Raw genomic sequence first — 18,528 nt, forward strand, 5'->3', positions numbered from 1 at the left:
CAGGGCACTAGATGTTGTAGTTAAACCTCCACGTCATACTGCGGCAGGCTCGGTGCCTGGCCGGTGATCTGGCCGTCGATGATGAAGGCCTTCAGCCCCACCGCCACGCCGGTACCGCGCGCGGCGATTTGGATGCCGTTGCGCAGTTCGATAATGCTGGTACCTGTGGCGGTGCTGATGCTGATCACCTCGCCCACGCTGCGAATACCCCCGGGCAGCAGGCCGATGAATTTCGTCCAGGGGTTTACCGTGGCCATCAGGCACCTCCTGCGTGGTGGCGTTCGAGCGTGAGCACCTGACTGACTCGGCTTGCGCCGGTGCCGGCGGCGCTGATTTCCACACCAAGGCATAGCCCGCGCCACGTCTCGCCTACCTCGCGCACCTCGCACAGGTGGCCGGGCTCAACCAGACCTGGCGCACTGCCGCCCACAGGGAACAGCGGGATGGTCAACGGCACCAACTCCTGATTGCCGCCCTTGCTCAGCTCACTGATGCCGCGCGCCCGAGCGGCATCAGTTGCGGTGATCAGATCGTCGAGCACGTCCGGGGCCGGTTTGTCGCCAGCAGTGCCGGCGCGGCGCACATCAACTGCCACGCCATAGTTAGTGCCGCTGACGTAGACGCTATTCCAGGCCGGCTGCGGCGTCCAGGCACCATCGATACTGGTGATGATCTCGGCCGGAATGATGCGATCCATGATCGTTGCGCCCCACAGCCAGAACGCCTCCCGATAGCGCGGCAGCGCAGCGAGTGCATCGGCATCGCGCGCCGGGCGAATGAAGCCCCCGGCAGCCGCCGCTATACGGGCGATGACTTGCATTGGCGTCTGGTCCTGGTAGCTCAGCGCACCCGCTGGGATTGTCCAGTCAGGCAGGCCGAGCGCGACGTCCCACGTCAGAGTAAACCCGGTGAGGTACAGCTGGTCATCGGCCGCCTGCTGGGCATTGATGGCCACACCATTCATCGCGCTGCGCTTGGGGGCGTAGGGCTCCGCAAGCAACTGGGTGCGGCTAGTGCCAGTGATGCTGTACCGCTCCGCCGGGAACGCCGCAGCTCGGGTATAGCGCTCAACCATCACCAGCCAGACCCAGCCGTTGATGGTGATCTCCAGTGTTCTCGCGCCGCTGGCATCTGGCCGCACCAGGTTGAGCGAGGTGGCACCAAACAGCGCGCCGCTGAACCGCCAGCTGAAGCTGTCCGTGTCTAGACCCAGCTTGATGTCGCTGATATCCAGCGGCGTTCGATCCGGCAACACCACAACGCTGACGCTGTTGGCGATCATGTAAGTCTCCAGTATGTCTGGCTCATCGGGCAGGTCTATCTCCTGCACCGGGCCGTTGTAGTCCGGGTAGGCAATGCCGGTAAGCGCACCGTCCAGTACGCGAGCGCGCCCCCACGGCAGGCGCAGGTAGCGGTTGAGCTGGCGAGCCGCGCCCCACCCCACCGGCGCGCCACTGTCAACTGGCTGGATGGCCCGAGCGGGGGCCACGTAGCGGAAGTCGAAGAACACCTCAGGCGCGCTGCCTGGGGTATAGCGAGCGCCTGCAAATGCAAACGCCAGCAGGGCCGGTACATACAGGCTCGACTGCAGCTGCAGCGCGGCGTCATAGCGCGGGGCGTACTCATCGCAGCGCTGATAGGCCTGGCGGTTGCCCACATCCTTGCGGGCTGGCCTGGGGTTATAGATGAGCCGCAGGCGAGCATCGCGCGGGCCAATACTGTGATCCCAATTTGGCACTACCCAGGCATCCTGGGCGGGCACTTGATCCCAGCCACTGGCCGCTGCATTGCTGCGCGGCTGGCCGTTCTCCCAGCGCAGCTGCCGCCGGGCATCGGCCGCAGGCACGTCAGCCCAAGGCTGGCGACTGGCACGGTCTGCCACTTGCGCGGGCTGCCATACGAGCCCCTGCTGCACCTGCAGTGCGTGCAGGGCTGACCACGGCACGCCCCGCTTGGCATCCAGGCGCGCACGCGCTCGCCGCCAGCCGGCAGCAATATCGGCAACGATCATCAACTCACCTCAACAGGCACGGGGCCATGGGCCAGCGGGCGGTAATAGCGCACGGCCACTGCGCGGGCGGTGCCCAGCTCACGCGGGGCGTTGTCACCATCGATGGGCCACCAGGCAGGCTCAGCGCTCGGCAGCTGACCCGCCTCGGTGATGAGATACAGCCAGCCAACGAACAGGCTCGGCCGTATCGTCATGCCGACAGTCACCATCTGGTCAATCTGGAACGGCGTACCCCAGTCATCCAGCGCCATGGCGTACATCAAGCCGGAGGGCGTGACACGCAGGTCGAGGGCAGCCTCACCCTGCGCATCGGTGCGCCCGCTGCCAGCCACGCGCCAAGCACCATCGGACTGCTGTTCAACCGCCACCACGGTGCGCTCGGCATCCAGCCCCGCCACCCGGACGGTAGCCCCCAGGCTAGCCGGCGTGCCGACTGTGCCGCCACCCGTGCCGTCATTGAGGTCGATAGCCAGGGTGAGATCCTCGGCGATCTGTACATAGCGACCAGCAGCGCGCGGAGGGGCAACGTTATCAATAGCCAGGATCAGGTAGGCACCATCAACCGCTGACGCCAGAAACCACTGCGAAGCGCTGTAACCATCGGGCGCTACAAATGACGCCGCTAACGTCAGGTTCCCTGGCGTTAGCATCCGGGCCAGCTTGGGGGTCGGCGTCTGCTCACCGTCACGTGTGAGCTGCACGGTTATCTGGCGCAGCGCCAGGCCGAGGGCAAATGGAATGGTCACAGGGTCGATGACGATCATTGATCACTCCCAGTCGGCCGCATCGAGCGAGGCGAAAAAACCAATGTCCTGCTCATGAGGGTAGATTGGCACCCAACTGCGGCCACCAGGAAGCCCGATGGCCGCGCACCGCGATTGCCAGACGTTGGACAGCCCGAGCAGTGCGAGCACATTGGACAGCTTCCCCGTGCAAAGCATCGGCTCGCTGATCAATCCGCGCAGATACCCACATAGCGCCGCAGTGGTGCCAGTTGCCGATCCGTTGACCCCCGCCCCGTAGCACATCAGGCCGGCCCGTACCGGCAGCAGCCGTTCAATCTGTAGGGTTGGGATCGCCGTCATGCTGCTCACAGCACGCGAGTGCATAGCCGCCGACGCACCGTAGCGCGCACTCACGCCTTGGTCGACCACGCCGGTATAGGGATTGCGCAAGAGCATGCCAAATCGGTAACTAGGATTGCCCAGACATTGCGTAGATCCGCTGCCAGCGGAGTTAGCACCCCCGAGACAGCAGAACGTGGCCGCCCCCGTCAGCCCAAGTGAATTAAGGTAGCTGCCGAAATAAATTGCTGTCGAAAACCCCGAGCTTGTCTGGTCAGCGCTAGTGATACCGCCCCCGCCGCAGAACATTACGGTCTTCCCATCAGCCACCAGCACCCAGTGAGGGTTGCTCCCGCCGTTCAGCCCTCCGTTGTTGAATAGATAGAAGCGCTCCGTAACCGAGCTGCCGTCATACCAGCCGGCAGACCGACGATTCACCCCCTCCGCTAGCGCCGAGCCTCCACCTGTGATGGCTTCCATGATGTACACCGCCACACCGTGCGTGGCCGTCCTGACGAGGTTGATCACCCCATCTCCGTTGGACAGACTGACCCCCCCGCTAACGTCATGGCCAATAGTCCAGCCGGCAGCAGGTTTGGCACCATAGCCATTGACGAGGCAGGCCACGAAGATCGCACGCAGGCGGTCGTACAGGTCACCGCTCAGTGCGGGTGCCCCGGTGTCGAGGCTCGAATAGAATCGCACTGTCATCAGTCTGCATCCCCTCTGATCTGCAGCTTGAACTGGTCATCCTCGACCGTGCCCTGCCCGCTCAGCACCGTGCGGCAGATCCACAGCGGCCCCAGGCAGGCATCGGTGTTGAAGCGCACGGCGTTGCCGGCGGCCCAGCCCGAGCCCCAGCCGGCGGCCAGGATGGTGAAGTACGGCACCCCGGTGGCTGGGTTGATTGGTGCCAGATCGCTGGAGGTGGTGCCGGTGGTGAGCACCCCGAGCTTTTCCTCGACAACCTGAAAGGCCGTGGCGCTGGTAAAGACGATGGCCCACTTGCCCGCGATGCTGCCCTTATTGGTCACCACTTGCGGGTAGTTGAGGCTGTTGTAGTTGCTGGTGGTGCTGTCGCCAATCGGCAGGTCGGTCCAGTTGGGCGCACCGGTATTCCAGGTTTTCTGGGTAAACCACTTGAACAACCGCGCCTGAAGATCGCCCCAGACCACCGCGCTTGAAACCTTGGCCGCGCCCGCTGGCAAATCCCAAGGCATGGGCGAACTGAAGCTCAGGGCACCGCTGATCTGCACCTCGGTGCATGAGGTCATGTGCTCCACTCGATCACGGATCACCAGCGGCAGGCTGAGCGGTGTGCCTTCGGCATCTTGCAGCAGCAACGGGTTGGCCCAGGTGACAGTGCCCAGCGCTCGGTCGACGGTGTATTGCGTTGCGGCTAGCGCCACGCCGTTGCTGTCGACAACCTCGATGGCGGCTTGCAGCTCACGCGCCAGGGTTTCGGTCGCGCCCGGCGTGGGGCTAGCCACTACCGTTTCCGCCGTGTGGTGGATCACCAGCACGTCGCCGTCACGGTAGATCGGCACTCGGCCATCCGCTGGCAAGCGCACCGGGTCCAGGCCGAGCAGGCTGGCATCGAGCGGCAAGCTGGTGAACAGCACGGCGTTGTAGCGCAGCAGCAGCGGGATCACCGGGATCTCGCTGACCCCACTGATATCTGCCGGGTTGCTGGTGAAGCGCAGTCGCACAATGCCGGTGGCGATATCCACTCGGCCGTAAACCACCGGCCCAGCGAAGTTGCCATTGGCATCGGCGATGGCGGTGACCACCTGGGCATTGTCTACACGCACCACTGTCACCTGCAGGCTGCCTGAGCGCAGTGGCGCGCCTAGCGTGCGGAAGGTCGCGCCGGTGATGGCGAAGCCAGCGTTGGTGGTCAGGCAGGCGTTAAGGGTAACGCCTGGGGCCGCTGCTGCTGGGTAGCTGGCGAGCGTGGCCTCCCCGGCGGCATAGTCGACAGTTCCCGCGGCTACGCCGGCGTTGGTCTGGCTGCTGATGTTCTTATACAGAATGCCGTCGCGGTCGACGTAGGTTTCGCCGCCCCAGGCGACGATCAGCGAGCCCGGCAGAATCGGCTCGGATGTCGCAGGCAGCAGATCGAGCGTGACCGGCGGCGTGGCCTGGGTGGCCGTCTGTGGGCCATAACTGGCACCGGCAGCCTGGGCACGGATTACCAGCGTGCCGCCGAACTGCTCTTGCAGGTTGACGGTTGTGCTGATCAGTTTGATGTCGGACATGGTGACCCCTTAGCCGGCGATGGACCAGAGACGGCTTTCGTCCTGATAGGTGTATTCGGTGTACGGGTAGTCCTCGCGCACGCGCAGGGTGAATGCCCCAGTGGCGTAGTCGAGGGTGCCGGTGTAGCCAACCCAGCCGCCGGCACCGTCATCACGCGCGGACTTGTCGACCACCACGGTCTGATCAAAGCTGGTACTGGTCGCGACCGAGGGCACAGCCTGCTTGCGCAGTACCGACCAGCTTGCCTGCACGCTGCCAGGCTGAAGCGGTGCACCCGGGATGGTGCCCGTGACCAGCCCCGAAGCGTCGGGCGCGGGGTTCAGCGCGGTGTCGGCAACGGCACCCTGCTGATAGCTGTACTGGATGCTGCTGCCGGCATCGGGTGTGCTGGTCAGTTCCATGTCCAGCTCACCGGTGGCGTAGATGATGCTGCCCGTTGCCTGGCCGGTCAGCGCGCCCATGCCGTTGTCAGTGATGGTTTTGCTGACACCCGCCACCAGGTAAGTCGCGCTGAGGCTGCCCGGGTTGATGCCATCGTGCGGCAGGCGGTAACGCACCCGCGCCTTGGCCGCTACGCCTGCGCCGGTACGCTGGGTGAACTCGGCATCGTTCTGCGCGATGTAGCTGTAGATGATGGCCGAGCCGACATCGGGCAAGGCCGACAAGGTAAACGCCACGCTGCCGGTACCGAAGGCGATGGTGCCGCTGCCCTCCCCGGTCAACTCGCCATTGCCCGGGTCGCGCAGATCCTGCCACTTGCCCAGCGCCAGGAAGCTGATCGTCAATGTGCCTGGGCGCGGCTTGGCATCGGCCAGTGCCAGGGTGTAGGCGAAGCCGCGATTGCCCAGGGTGATCACGATCTCACCGGTTACCGTCACCCCGGTGACGCCCGCCGCCGGGGTGTAGGTGACGCTGGCCGAGCCGGTGTAGGTGGTGGCGCGGTAGGCGTTTAGCTCGCCGGTTTGGTAGTCGATGGTGATTTTGCTGAAGCTGTTGCTGCCGCTGACGAAGTAGAACTCGCCCTTGCCGTTATCGGCATACACCCCGGCGCTGATGGTCAGGGTGATGCTGCCGGGCAACGCGCCGGTAGAGAGGAAACTGCGCGACTGGCCGCTGACCACCAGGGCGAAGGTCAAGGCGGGCGAGCGCGCCGGGCCACTGGCGAGCATCTGCCGGCGGCTGTAGCCACCGAGTTGGTCGATCAGCGGGGTTTCCTTGGTGTTGCTCGGCACCAGGTGGGCGTAAACGCTTTCCACTTTAAGATTCAGGTCGCCCTGGGCAACGGCATCGGCCAAGGGGCTCATGCCGTAGTAACGCGCGGCGTCAGCCACCTGGGTACTGAGCACCTGCGCCTTGACCAGGCCGGTCACAGAGGTGGCCGACGTACCGGAGGGAGTGACCGACCCACCCGGATAGTCCTTCAGCAGTGGCGCGCTTATGCCCATGGTCAGGCGGCGGCGCGGCAGGGTCAGGTACTGACCGCTGGCGTATTCGTAGATGAAGTTTTCGACCACGGTGTCGACGCTGGTCAGCCGTACGTACTGGCTGTTGCTGGCGGTGACCAGGCGGTATACCTCGCCGATCTCCGGCACGCGGTGCTCCTCGCGCTGCACACCAGTGATCGCCCGCTGGCCGGTGAGCTGGTTACCCAGCAACTCCCACTGCGCGGCAGTGGCCTGGACCACATAGTTCTCGATGGCATTGCGCGCATCGAGGCGCTCATCGGTTTGGCTGCCGGAGCTGAAGAGCAGCACGTCGACACGCGGATCAGCCGGGCGCTCGATCACGATTGCATGTGCGCCCAGGTAGGCATCCGCGTTATCGGTGAGTACGCCTGCAAACCCCTTACGCAAATTGACGCGGCCCAGGGTTCGGTCGAGACGGGAGATGTCAGGAAATAGGTTGTTCACCTCGCCATCGACCACCGCCACGCCAGTGGCGCGACCACCGCCGTCATCTTCATCGGTGAGCCGCTCGGGCTTGAGCAGCTTTACATCTGTGCTGTTGATCGTCATGCCAATCTCCGGGCATAAAAAAACCCGCACGGGGCGGGTTCGGGGATGGGTGCGGGTTACGGGGTTACGGGCGGCGCAACGGTAAGCAGGCGGATGGTGAGCTCGTACAGGGCATCAGGGCCGGGGTTTACCTGCCGCTCCAGCGGCTTGGCATCCAGCGCCGCCCCGCCGATGCGGTTGAAGATGACGTGAAACTCACGGCCATCCGCCAGCGTCAACGGCATCACCCGGCCGGGCTGGTCGCGCAGTACCTCCAGCTGCCGCACCAAGCTCAACATAAACCAGGCGGCCCCGTTGCTGGCCAGGGTGATAGAGCGGCCGTGTATCTTGATGCCCTCCTGCACAATCATGTTGCCGGCCAGGGAGCGCTCTTGTTCCTGGGCCACGGCGTCCCACTCGAATTCGTCCGTCCATTCGAGCTGGTCGCCGGCCAGGTCGGCGTGTTCGTCCAGTTGAATGCTGTCCAGCATCACGGCCATTTACAGACTCCTCAGCGCGGCATCCTCAAGAATGCTCAGCAGGTTGGTTTCGTCGCGGTCACTCTGCACTGCTACGTTTACCGCCTGGCCGCGAGGGCCAACCAGCTGGATGACCTTGAGCGGCTGCTGCGGCTGCGCCTGTGTGGGCGCTGCTTTAGCGGCCTCCTCGGTGCGTTTTTGCTGGGCATCCTGCAGGCGCTTGTTGGCGGTTGCGGCTTCGATCTCGTCCAGGGTTTGCAGGGCCTTACGCAGGTTGGTGGCCGCAGCCGAGTCGCCGGCTGTTTGCGCCTGGGCCTGCTGGGCGCGCAGTTCATTGCGCCGGCTGTCGAAGCGCGCGCGCTCGATCTCCTGTTGCGTACCCTGCAGCTGCAGCAGCTCCATCTGCAAACTCTCCAGGGTGCCGCGCGTGGAGTCGCCGAGCTGCTCCATACGCTGCTTGGCGGACTCCAGCGCACTTTCCAACCCGCTCAAGTCTGCCTTGTCGAGCAGGTTCAGGCTGCTGGTAGCACCACCCGCGCGCCGCACGAAGCTTTCGAGGGTGATGCTGCCATCCTCATAGCCTGACATCAGCTGCTGCAGGCTGGCCTTTTGCGCCAGGTACTGCACCTGGATCTGCTGGCTTTGCACCTGGCTCTGGGTCATCCAGCGGCCAAAGCCACTCATGCCCACCGTGTTGGCCTGGGCCTGCAGCTTGCCCAGCTCCTCACGGGCGCGCATCAACGATTGGGTGGTTGCATCCAGGTCGCTGGTATCCATCGACAGATCGACGCTAGTCACACCCTGCAGCTTGTCGTAGGCAGCCAGGGCCGCGGCACTTAGGGCCGCGAGCGGCTCACGGGCGCGGCTGATCACACCACCGAAGAAATCAGCGAAGGCGGACATATCGCGCTTGGTATCTTCGCCATCCTTACGGTTGCGCTCCATGGCCTCGCCACTGGCGCGGCGCTCTTCATCCATACGCTTGCCGGAAATACGGCGCAGCTCTTCGTTGGTGACGATGCCGTCTTCGAGCGCTTCGTTGTAGGCGCTCTGCGAATCAGTGAGCTGCTTACCTGCATCCTTGCCGGCCTTGCCGGTTTTCTCGATCTCGCCCTTGAGTTCCTTCTGGCGATCGCTGGTTTTCTTCAGCTCCTCGTTGTACTGCTGCGCAGTGATCGCGCCGTCGCCGTAAAGCTTTTTCAGCGCCGCGCGGATGTTGTTGATGTCGACATCGGTTTTTGCATTGCTGATGGCGGCCTGCACCTGGGCGAGGTCGCCGAGCTTTTCGTCAAGGTCGGATACCAGGTCGGCGGCACCGCCAGCGGCCGTGCCTATAGCCTTGAGCTTGTCGCCCAGCAGGGCCGTGGCTTGCTGGTATTCCTCCAGGCTGAGCTTGCCGTCCTGGTATGCACTGAGCAGCGCAGTGCGCAGGCCCTCGACCTGTTGAACTGTTTTGGCCGTGCCGATCAGGTTGACCGCATTGGCCATATCGGTGATGGCTGCCCTGCCTGTTGCAGCAGCATCGACAACACGCTGCTGATTTGCGATCAACTCACCCGCGTGAGCCTGGTTGAGCATGCGCTGCTGCTCAAGCTCAGTCTTCACGGCAGCCGTTTTTTCGGCCTCGGCAGCTGTTTGCTTCTTGGTGCTGTCGGCCTTCTTCTCGTCGAGGAAATCCCAAGCGCGATTGATCTGGCCCAGGTCAATCTTGGCCTGGCTGGCATAGGCAGAGCTCAAGTCGCCCAGGAAGGTGTAAAGCCCTTCCGCCTTAGCCTTGATCTCACTACCGCCGAAGAAGCCGGCAATCTGCCCGCCCGCCAGCAGCACCGAGCCGAGGGTCAGCTGCACCGCCTTGCTAAGTACCGCAGCGCTGCCGGTGACCAGAATGGAAAAGCTATTCCACACCGTAGACAGCGTGGCCGTGGTGTATTGCCCGGCAGTCAGTACCTGATCAATTGCAGGGCCAACCTTCTTTGCCAGCCCGCTGGCTTTTTCGGCCAGGTCGTTGAAGTCGATATCGCCGAGCGTCTGGATATATTTTTCGACGGACTTGGCACCGTTAACGAAGGTATCCGACAGAGACGTGGCCAGCCGGTCCAGCCGGCCATCCTTGTCCATCTCATCGATCTTGACAGCTACCTCGCCGAGCTTCTGCTTGACGTAGTCCATGGCCCCGGAATTGGAGATGCGGTCGAGGAAATCCGACCACACGTCGCGCATGTTGCTAACCAGCCCGGTCAGGGTGCTCATGTTTTCGGCGGCGGCACCCGTGGCACTTTTGCCCATCTCGCTGATCAGGGCCTTGATCACATCCCGGCCCAGGCGACCCTCGGTTGCCAGCTTGCTCAGCTGTGCTGCGTTCTTGCCGGTGATCTTTTCCAGCAGGCCCCACACCGGCACACCGCGCGCGACCAGCTGCAGGATCTCCTCGGTCTGCAGCTTCTGCTTGCCATAGGCCTGGCCGAGCGCCGAGGCGATGCCGGTGAGGCGTTCCATACCGCCACCGAGCTGCTCATTCTTGTCGACCACGGCCTGCAGCACGCCGTCCATCGGGTCTAGCCCATAGGTCTTGAGCAGAGCGAAGGCTTCGGTAACGTCCGCCACCTCCAGCGGAGTGTTCTTGGCGAAGTCACGAATCCACGCCGTGGCCGCCTCACCGCCGGCAATGCTGCCCATCAGCGATGCCATGCGCTTGTCGAGCAACTCGAACTGGTCGCCGGTTTGCAGCATCGAGTAGATGCCATCACGCACCAGGTTGAGCCCGCGCTGCACCAGGTTGAAGGCCGCATTCAGCGATATATAGGCGGCAGCAAAGGCCAGCACCTGCCGAGCCCCGCGCGACATGGCCTCGCGCCCGGCGGCAATGCGGGAGGTATGCTCGGCAGCCGAGCGGCTGGCGGCGGCCTGCTCGCGCTGCAGGGCCTTGAGCTGCTGGCTGTTCTCGGCCAACTCGCCCTTGGCTTTGTCCACCTCGGTGGCTAGGCGCTTTTCTTCGTCGGCCAGCTTGCTGGTGTCAATGCCGGCTGCCTTGGCGGCGGCTTCCTGATCGGCCAGCGCAGTGTTCAGGCCCAGCAGCTGCTTGCGCGTGCGGCTCGCCTCGCGCTCGGCACCCTTGAGCGACTGCTGCAGGCCAGCGGCTTCCGGGTTGGCGCTCAGCGCCTCGCGCAACTCGGTGACGCGCAGCTCGGTTTGCTCAAGCGAGCGCTGCGATTGGTCGACGGCACGCTGGGTGGTTTCCAGCGCCCTGGCCAGGCCGCGGGCATCCTTGGCCGTGTCCAGCGCCTTGCCCAGGCCCTCAGCCTCCTGGCGCAGATCCTCCAGCGCGGCCGTACTTTTCTTGGCCTCTGGCGACAGTTCGTCTTTGCCGCGCAGCACGAACTGGATCAGGCGCTCTTTGATGCCGGCCATTCACTTTTCTCCGGGCGTAAAAAAACCCCGCAAGGGCGGGGTTCGTTTAAGTACTCTGCAGAATCAGTTCACCTGATACTGCGCTTTAAGTTTTGCGAGCCGCTGCTGCTTGTGCTCGGACAATCCCGTGGCATCGAATAGCGCTTCCTCGCCGGCCCCATCCAACCGAACAACCTCAACAGTAAATATGGCGTCGGCAGGAGCATCAACCTTGCCCCACTCGCCGAACATGCTCGGGGCCAGAGCCCACTCGGCACCTTCATTCGGCTCTAAACCACCTGATATCGAGTAGTTAAATGTTTCCACTAGCCAGGGAATTGAACGACCGGGGCTAGCAATTGTTCCGATGAAGTAAGCGCGAGAAATAGGGTGGGCAGTTCCATTGTGTACAGTAAGCTCAATAATTGGCTCCTTGCGATAGGAGTACTCTTTGTCGCGCAGGGAGAAGCGCGAGCGGCTCACCACAAATTTCGCAAGCTCTGCCTTAGCGACCTCAGCATTGGCCATTTTAGATTCAAGCTCCGCAATCTCCTCCAGCGCCTGCGCTTTCTCACGGGCCGCGCGTTCCGCTTTGATTACGTTCGCCTGCGCAATCACCTCATCAGCAGTCTTACCGTTCAGCGAAACCATCATGTCGCCGGCCATGCCTTCTGCTGTTTTTTTACCAGACAAAACAGAGCCGATATCCATTTTGCTGAAGGCGACAACCTGAAGCGCCTCCTCAAATGATGCCTTCTTTGTCTCATCCAGCTTCGCTGATATCTTCGCCACAGAGGATTTCATGGCCTCCTCGCTCGTTCCATCGAGCCTAGGATCTCCACACCCGGTTAGTAATATCGCAGTGACTGCTACAAGAATCGCTTTACGCTTCATGGTCTCCCTCCCACATTAAATATGATGGCAACTCTAGCAGCTGAGTGCCATCACGGGTATTGACCGGCCAACAAAGCTTAGCCGGGATCTATGCCGCCTTATTGACCATCTGCATCTCGCAGAACTTGGAGATGTCGTTGCTGATCACCAGCGGGTCGGCCAGCAGTTCGGCGTTGGCTTCCAGCTTGATGTATTCCTGGCCGAACACGTTGAGCTGGTTGATCAGCCCCAGCTTGGCACGGCGTGGGCGCAAGCTGAACGGCTCGCCGGACTGGGCGTCGTTGAGGCCGGCGATGTAGAACTCCAGCTCCACTTGGCTGCCGTTGAGCAGTTGCATGGCGTCGGCCGCCAGCTTGGTGTAGGTGGCTTTGATACCTACCACGGTGATGGCGCTGCCGGCAGTAACAATGATGCCGTGCGGGCTCAGCAGGTAGTCGGTACCGGCCACCAGGGCAGCATCGGCCGCGGTGACAATTACCGGAGCAACGCTGAGGTCTGGTAGGTTCTTGAACGGGATCAACTCCCCTTCCACACCAGCGCAGGCCAGCACCTCGGCGGTGACAACGCCAGCCGCCACCGCAGTGACAGTTGCACGGGTTACGCGGGCCACGTTGGTGGCAGTGAGATCGTACATACCGATAGCAGCTACGACGTCGGTCACCACCTCGCGGGTGTTGCGGTTACCACCGCCGCCACGGTAGTTCGGTAGCTTGGTCTGGTTGGTGGTAAACGACAGGTTGAAGGTGTCACAGTTGCCGATATCCAGCAGCGGGTCGGCGGATTGGTAGGCGCGGGCGTAGATGATGCCCTCGCCAGCAAAGGAACGGTCAATCTGGGGCATGGAAATATCTCCTAGAAGGAAAGCGGATTACTACTTGGCCTCAACCGGCGCAGCTGCCTCAGCTTGCGCTTTGGGTTTGGCCATGAAGCCGTTGGCCTCAGCGTGGGCGGCTACAGCCGCGGGCACGTCCTGCTCGCCCTTGGCGTAGTGCTTAACGACTGGCCCGATAGCGAAGTTGAACGGCTCGGTAACGGTGATCTTGGGCATTGCATGTTCCTCACTTGAAGGACTGAACGTAGGTGACCTGCAGCGGCATGACATGGACGGCCCAGCGGCGGCCCTCGCCAGGTGGCATGGGGGTTTCCGCCTGGAAGCTGACCAGCTGAACACCCTGGGCAACCAGGCCAGCCTTGGTGCCGGGCAGCGCGACCTTGATACCAAGCCGCGCAGCACGCAGCGCCGGGGCAAAGTCCCGGCGCTTGGTGATGACGGCGAGGGTCAGGGTCATGCGCTCGCGCGCACCACCCGTTCCGGCGCGCTCGATCTCCTCGGTCGGGCCGGGCTGGATGACGATGAAGTCATCCGGCAGGGTCTCATCGGCGGAGTCGAGCACGCGCAGCACGCTGTCCTCGAACACCAGGCCGCCGAAGGAATCCACGGCAGCCAGGCGCGTGAGCAGCTCCGCGACAATGGCGGATTGCATGTCAATGGGCATGGTCAGGGCACCACGTAGAAGGTGATCAGGTGGCCGTCATCATCGGCAATGCCGTCGATGTGCCAGGTTTTGCCATCTGCGCCCCAATCCTCGGGGTCGAGGCGGAACGCACCCGCGCGATCCAGCGGCTGCAGCAAGTGGCGGCGCACGGTGATGGTCACCGCTCGGTCCACCATGCCGCTGACAACGTCCATGCGCTCGACGTCCTTGTCGAAAATCACCTCAAGGCCAGCGGCCAATACAGCACCGCTGGCGTTGAGGTAATCGCCGCTGCCGTCGTTGAGGCTGGCCATCACTGCAGCGTCGAGCGCAGCGATGCAGGCACCGAAGCCGGCCATTTAGATGGTCAGCTCGCGGACAGACGCTGGGCGGGTGCACAGGTGCAGCGGGTTGGACTGCGCCTCGCCTTCCACGCCCTTGTCGTACTTCATCACCTCCAGCTTGGAGTAGTACGGCATACCCTCGGTGTTGACCGTTTCCATGTAGTCGGCCGGGGCGAAGGCGCTGATGAACAACTCCGGCACGCCGGTGGGCACTACGTGGGCGCGGTCGTCTGCCACGAATGGCATGTTCCCGATCTTGCCTTTGTAACGCTCCCAGGTGATGCCGCCGACCTCGAACGGCAGGCGACGGTCACCCAGCAGTTGTGCAGCGCGTTCCCAGCCCAGGTAGGCCTCGCGCACATTCTTGTGTGCAATCAGCTTTGCCCAGAGGGTCTTGCCGCAATAGGCATGAGCACCTGTACTGGTGACGGTGCCTAGAGCATCTTCCTGTGCATCCAGCACTTCGACGCACTTGGCAGCAACATCAGTGTCGGGGTTATCCAGCTCCAGGCTGAACGCCTTCGGGCGCGTCATACCGAAGCGCTGAAAAATGTCGAACAGCACGCTCTGGCCATCCGCATCGACCACCTTGCCCTTGATAGCGCCAATACGCTGAAACTCGTGGGTCAGGTCCAGCTGGCGGCGCGCCTTTTCCACACGCCGCGCAACGTAGGCCTGCACCTGCATCAGCTCGGTCAGGCTGCCGACTGCGCGAATGCCCTGGATTTCATCAGCCAGGATCTGGAAAGTTTCCGGCAGGTGCACGGTGTTGAACGGGATCAGGTTACGTTTGTTGCCGGTCACGACCTGGCCAATGCTACCGCGCGGCGCGGCCTTTACCAGCGCGAGGGTCATGCCGTCCTTTTCGATCTGCACGACGGTGCTGTTGACACCCTGCTCTTCAAACAGGCCCGCCGCGGCGATCTGACCCGGCAGCACGTGGTCTTCGTTGATGACGGTGAGCAGCGCGTCAACGCCGAACGCTTCGTCCTGGAAAATCGTAATCTCAGCCATGGTGGGCTCCTAGAAATGCAAAACCCCGCAGATGCGGGGCTTGGGGTAATGGGGGGTTGCCGGGCGGCGGTTGGTGTTAAGACCGGATGACGATGCCCAGGGCAGTCAGGTCCGCCCTGCCGTTTGCGTCCAGGCCAGTGAGCAGGTGCTCAATCACCTCGGCGTCACGCATCACACCTACAGCGCGCACGTCGTTCACGGTGGCGTCCACCGAGGCGAACAGGATGCCGCTGGCGGCGCGGCGACCATCGTCGGTGCCGTCGTCGTCATAGGCGGTGTATTCGCCCAGGTTGGCCAGCACCGCCAGGGTGAAGCTGTCGCCAACGGCGAAGTCGGTAGCGCCATCGGCCAGGGTGAAGGTCAAGCCGCCGCCGGTGAAGGGCTGGCCTACAGTGCCTTCGCCGAGCAGGAAGCCCGTCGGGTCGACTACTTCGAACGTGCCGGCGTTTTCGACCGCCTCGATGATGGTCAGCACGTAGTCGCCGGTGATGGCTGCGCTGGTGACAGCCACCGAGCCAATGGTGCCGTTACCGATGTTGCTGCCATTGGCGGTCGGGGTCAGTGCGTTGGCGGCGGTGATCAGTGCGATCAGGGTGCCGGCTTTGAGAATGCCGGAGCCGGCGGCGATGACCACCTCCTCGCGGCTGCGGGAGCCGTTGGCCTCCGAAAGGAGGAACTCACCGGTGTACACGCCTTCGGTTTTGATGGTCATGCTTGTTTTCCTCCTTTCGAGGCTTGGTTATTACGACGCTGGGCGTAGACCTGAGTCGGCGTCGGGGGTTGGTGTGCACTGGCCTGGGGGCCATCATCAAGCGGCGGCAGGTTGCTGATCTCGACCGTGCTGCTGTTTTTGGCCAGTTTGTCGAACAGCTTGGCCCGGGCCTGGTCACCGGTTAGGCCGGCCTCGATCAGACCCTGGGCTTCATCCGGCAGCTTGGCCACCAAGCAGGCGGCGCGTACTTCCTTGGCGCGGTTGAAGTGCGCCTGCACGGCATCGGTACTGGCCAGGGCACTGGTACGGATCAGATAGGGCAGGCAGTTGCTCAGCCCGGCTTGCTCGCAGTCCGCTGCCAGTTTGGCGGCCAGCTCGGAGGCTTCCGGGGTGGCGGGTGCCGGGGCTGGTTCGGGGTCAGGTTCCGGGGCCGGGTCGGGCTCGGGCTCGGGCTCTGCTGGCGTATCGGGCTCACCCACCAGCAGCAGCGCTGCCGCTGGCACATTGCGGTAACGGTTGAGGATCTTGCCCAGGGCCGCGTTGTTTACCAGCGGTTCCACCTCGCCGAACACCTCATCAACAAAGCCGTGCGTCTTGGCCTCGCTGGCTGTGAGCCAGGTGGTGTCGTTGATCATGCGCCGCAGCTCGGCGTCATCGATGTTCAGGGCGCGGTGCTGGTAGCTGACGACGATGCCTTCGAAGGCTTTGTCCATCATGTCGGCCATTTTGCGCAGCTCTTCGCTGTCGCCGGCCATCCAGGTCCAGGGGTTGTGGATCATGAACATGGCGTTGTCGGCCATGGTCACGCGGTGCGCGCCGCACACTGCAACGCTGCCGGCGCTGAAGCACGCCCCGTCAATCTGCCCGGTGCAGCGCTCGCCCAGGGCGCGAAGGGTGTTGTGGATGGCAATGCCGTCGAAGAGGTCGCCGCCCACCGTGTCGAAGTGCACCAATACATCCGAAACGCCGTCATCGACTTCCTTGAGATCGCGGATGAAATCACCGGAGGTCACGCCCCAGAAGCCGATCTCGCCGTAGATGTAGACCTCGATCGGCTTGCCACCCTCTTCGCCCGCAGCCTGGATGCTGTACCAGTGCTCGGCGCTGAGGGTTGGCACCCCTTCGGCGCGGTTGAGAATGCGCGGCTGTTCAAGGGTGCTGATACCCAAGCCGCCGAGCATTACCGCCAGCGCCAGTCGGTTGGTCATGTTCATGGCTTTTCCTCTTTATCGTCCGCCAGCGCGGCCGTATCGGTGGTGTAGTCGAGCCCGAGCGTTTGAGCTCGGAGGTTGTCGTCGGCGTTTTCCTGGTCGATCACTTCGGCGTCGTAGCCGCTGCGTAGCGCGTGCTCGCTGCGGCTGGCCAAACCACCCTTGATCTCCAGCAACTTGCCTTGCACGTCCTGGACGGGGTGCATGTAGGCCCAGCCTTGTGGCACCCAGCGCGTGCGCAGGTACTCGCGGCGCTTGGCTTGGTAGTCCGGCAGCTGGATGGCCCCGGCGAGCCAGGCAGCGTCGAGCCAGGCGGCGCGCACTGGGCGGCAGAGCTGGAACACGTACACGCCGAACTGCAGCTGCTCGATGCGGCGACGGAACTCGTTGAGCAGCACGCGCAACACGCGGTCGCTGATGTCGGCCATATCGCCAGTAAGCAACTCGTAGGGCAGCTCGATACCCGCCGCGGCGGCCATCAGCTGTTGGCGCATGAAGTCAACGTAGGTATCGCCAGCTGCTGGTGGGTCGGAGAACTTCACTTCCTCCCCTTCCATCAGCTCTTGCAGGGTGCCCGGCTCCATCGCCACCATTGGCACGCCGTCAGTGTCCGTTGTGAACGGCTGGCCGGTTACTGGGTCCAGGGCCGGGGGGCCTTCGCCGCGCGGCTTGGTGATGAAGCCGGCAAACAGGTTGGCAACCTCCTGCCGGAACAGCACCGCGTCGTCGTAGTTGTCCAACGACTTGAGCCGCAACAACACAGGCGCTAAGCGCGGGATGCCGCGAAGTTGGCCACCTTCCACCGGTTCAAATATGTGCAGCACCTCGCTGGCCGGGATGCGGTTCAGCGTGTTGTAGGTGGCCCCCAGAGCGCGCGGGTCGCCCGGGTGGTTCTTCCACATCCAATAAGCCACGCGCCGGCCGACCTGGTCGAACTCAATACCAGCGCGCACCACGTTGCCGCGGCGGGTGACGAAGTTGCGATCCAGCGGCACAAACTCTGCGGCGAGTACCTGCAGTTGCAGCGGCACCGCCAGGCCATCCTCCCGCCTGCGGTAACGCAGCCGCACGAAGCACTCGCCGGCCTCCTCGACCATTCTGGCAATGAGGCTCTGCTGCCCATAGAAGTCGGTGAGGTTGTCGGCGTCCGACTCGTCGGTCCAGTCACTCCAGAGCTGGTTGATGGCGCTGCGCAGGGCGGGGTCTTTGATCTGCGCCCGCGGGGTGATGCCGGTACCGATCAGGCTGCTAACCCGTTTGGAGATACCACTTGCGGCCCAGGGGTTGTTGCGCACTGCCGCCTTGGAGCGTTTGCGCAGGGTGGGCAGCGCCGGTATGGCCACTGCGTTTAGCGCAGCATCGGGGGCGTCCCAGCTCTGCGAGCGCCGACCATGGCCAGCACCTTCGTAGCTGTTGAGCATCTGCAGGCGGCGCGGGTTGGCGCGGATTCGGTAGCCCATTACGCCCCCTTGCCACGGCTGTAGAGCCGCACTTGCCGGGGTTTACCGGCGCTCGCCTCACGGGCAGCATCGGCTGCATATTGCGACTCCAACATGCGCAGGCTGGCAAGCGCGGCGCGATCCAGACGGCGATCACCCTTGCTGATGCTCTGCCCTGTTTCAAGGATTTCGGTAATCGACGCCCGGACTTCATCCAGGCGCTGTTGTGCGCTTGCCATGGGGTG

Annotated in this window: 18 protein-coding genes; all 18 read right to left on the reverse strand. The window is 63.4% G+C overall.

Going from position 1 to position 18,528, the window contains the following annotated elements:
- Window positions 1–20: 20 nt before the first annotated feature.
- The 18 genes from WMW70_RS12165 to WMW70_RS12250 all read right to left on the reverse strand — a co-directional run bounded on the left by WMW70_RS12165 (window position 21) and on the right by WMW70_RS12250 (window position 18,522).
- On the reverse strand, window positions 21–257 hold the full coding sequence (locus tag WMW70_RS12165) for a hypothetical protein (protein WP_341437766.1): 237 nt from the start codon (window positions 255–257) through the stop codon (window positions 21–23).
- Window positions 257–2,011, reverse strand: a complete 1,755-nt coding sequence (locus WMW70_RS12170) for a hypothetical protein (protein ID WP_341437767.1) — start codon at window positions 2,009–2,011, stop codon at window positions 257–259. Before WMW70_RS12170 ends, WMW70_RS12165 begins: the two co-directional genes overlap by 1 nt.
- The gene (locus tag WMW70_RS12175; protein ID WP_341437768.1) at window positions 2,011–2,775 is read right to left on the reverse strand and encodes a hypothetical protein; all 765 of its coding nucleotides are present in this window, start codon (window positions 2,773–2,775) and stop codon (window positions 2,011–2,013) included. Before WMW70_RS12175 ends, WMW70_RS12170 begins: the two co-directional genes overlap by 1 nt.
- Window positions 2,776–2,778: 3 nt before the next feature.
- Complete coding sequence (locus WMW70_RS12180; RefSeq protein ID WP_341437769.1) at window positions 2,779–3,786, reverse strand: hypothetical protein; 1,008 nt, start codon at window positions 3,784–3,786, stop codon at window positions 2,779–2,781.
- Window positions 3,786–5,333, reverse strand: coding sequence for a hypothetical protein (locus WMW70_RS12185; protein WP_341437770.1), 1,548 nt, complete (start codon window positions 5,331–5,333; stop codon window positions 3,786–3,788). The genes WMW70_RS12180 and WMW70_RS12185 overlap by 1 nt, the downstream gene beginning before the upstream one ends.
- Window positions 5,334–5,342: 9 nt before the next feature.
- On the reverse strand, window positions 5,343–7,349 hold the full coding sequence (locus tag WMW70_RS12190; RefSeq protein ID WP_341437771.1) for a hypothetical protein: 2,007 nt from the start codon (window positions 7,347–7,349) through the stop codon (window positions 5,343–5,345).
- A gap of 56 nt (window positions 7,350–7,405) precedes the next feature.
- Complete coding sequence (locus WMW70_RS12195; RefSeq protein WP_341437772.1) at window positions 7,406–7,828, reverse strand: hypothetical protein; 423 nt, start codon at window positions 7,826–7,828, stop codon at window positions 7,406–7,408.
- Window positions 7,829–11,215, reverse strand: a complete 3,387-nt coding sequence (locus tag WMW70_RS12200; RefSeq protein ID WP_341437773.1) for a tape measure protein — start codon at window positions 11,213–11,215, stop codon at window positions 7,829–7,831.
- 63 nt (window positions 11,216–11,278) lie between these two features.
- The gene (locus WMW70_RS12205; RefSeq protein ID WP_341437774.1) at window positions 11,279–12,088 is read right to left on the reverse strand and encodes a DUF6694 family lipoprotein; all 810 of its coding nucleotides are present in this window, start codon (window positions 12,086–12,088) and stop codon (window positions 11,279–11,281) included.
- A gap of 88 nt (window positions 12,089–12,176) precedes the next feature.
- Complete coding sequence (locus WMW70_RS12210; protein ID WP_341437775.1) at window positions 12,177–12,929, reverse strand: phage tail tube protein; 753 nt, start codon at window positions 12,927–12,929, stop codon at window positions 12,177–12,179.
- A 30-nt stretch (window positions 12,930–12,959) separates the two neighbouring features.
- Entirely contained in the window at window positions 12,960–13,136 is a 177-nt protein-coding gene (locus tag WMW70_RS12215; RefSeq protein ID WP_341437776.1) for a hypothetical protein, read from the reverse strand.
- 10 nt (window positions 13,137–13,146) lie between these two features.
- Window positions 13,147–13,584: a hypothetical protein gene (locus WMW70_RS12220; protein ID WP_341437777.1), complete on the reverse strand. Its 438-nt coding sequence runs from the start codon at window positions 13,582–13,584 to the stop codon at window positions 13,147–13,149.
- A 2-nt stretch (window positions 13,585–13,586) separates the two neighbouring features.
- Window positions 13,587–13,922, reverse strand: coding sequence for a hypothetical protein (locus WMW70_RS12225; protein ID WP_341437778.1), 336 nt, complete (start codon window positions 13,920–13,922; stop codon window positions 13,587–13,589).
- Window positions 13,923–14,921 (reverse strand): major capsid protein, encoded by a 999-nt coding sequence (locus WMW70_RS12230; protein WP_341437779.1) that lies wholly within the window; start codon window positions 14,919–14,921, stop codon window positions 13,923–13,925. It abuts the gene before it with no gap.
- A gap of 76 nt (window positions 14,922–14,997) precedes the next feature.
- Window positions 14,998–15,633 (reverse strand): head decoration protein, encoded by a 636-nt coding sequence (locus tag WMW70_RS12235; protein ID WP_341437780.1) that lies wholly within the window; start codon window positions 15,631–15,633, stop codon window positions 14,998–15,000.
- Window positions 15,630–16,847, reverse strand: a complete 1,218-nt coding sequence (locus WMW70_RS12240; RefSeq protein ID WP_341437781.1) for a head maturation protease, ClpP-related — start codon at window positions 16,845–16,847, stop codon at window positions 15,630–15,632. Before WMW70_RS12240 ends, WMW70_RS12235 begins: the two co-directional genes overlap by 4 nt.
- On the reverse strand, window positions 16,844–18,304 hold the full coding sequence (locus WMW70_RS12245; RefSeq protein ID WP_341437782.1) for a phage portal protein: 1,461 nt from the start codon (window positions 18,302–18,304) through the stop codon (window positions 16,844–16,846). Before WMW70_RS12245 ends, WMW70_RS12240 begins: the two co-directional genes overlap by 4 nt.
- A complete protein-coding gene (locus tag WMW70_RS12250; protein ID WP_305590610.1) occupies window positions 18,304–18,522 on the reverse strand; it encodes a hypothetical protein in 219 nt (72 codons plus the stop codon). The genes WMW70_RS12245 and WMW70_RS12250 overlap by 1 nt, the downstream gene beginning before the upstream one ends.
- Window positions 18,523–18,528: the final 6 nt, after the last annotated feature.

Origin of the sequence: Pseudomonas sp. XK-1, assembly GCF_038069885.1 — a bacterium.
GTDB lineage: Bacteria > Pseudomonadota > Gammaproteobacteria > Pseudomonadales > Pseudomonadaceae > Aquipseudomonas.